Annotated in this window: 1 protein-coding gene; it reads left to right on the top strand. The window is 56.4% G+C overall.

Going from position 1 to position 351, the window contains the following annotated elements:
• On the top strand, positions 1–351 hold a 351-nt coding region (locus tag KP705_RS19810), incomplete at both ends, for a transposase (protein WP_215765552.1).

Raw genomic sequence — 351 nt, 5'->3', positions numbered from 1 at the left:
TGAACAATTTGTCCGACAAACGGACGGAATATCTGATCAACGATCGCCTCTCCTTCATGCGCTTCCTTGGTCTGGGGCTTTCAGATCGGGTGCCTGATTCCAAAACGGTCTGGCTGTTCCGTGAACGCCTGACCCAGGCGGGAGCCATTGAAAGGCTGTTTGCCCGGTTTGATGCAACTCTGCGGAACGCGGGCTATCTGCCGATGTCGGGCCAGATCCTGGATGCAACATTGGTAGCCGCTCCAAAGCAGCGCAATACCAACACCGAGAAAGCCGACCTCCGGGCAGGGCGTATTCCTGAAGACTGGCAGGACAAGCCATCCAAATTGTCCCACAAGGATCGCCATGCGC

Source organism: Gluconobacter sp. P1D12_c (assembly GCF_018812105.1).
GTDB lineage: Bacteria > Pseudomonadota > Alphaproteobacteria > Acetobacterales > Acetobacteraceae > Gluconobacter > Gluconobacter oxydans_A.
Note: the sequence above shows the minus strand (reverse complement) of the source record. Positions and strands in the feature narration are given on the sequence as shown.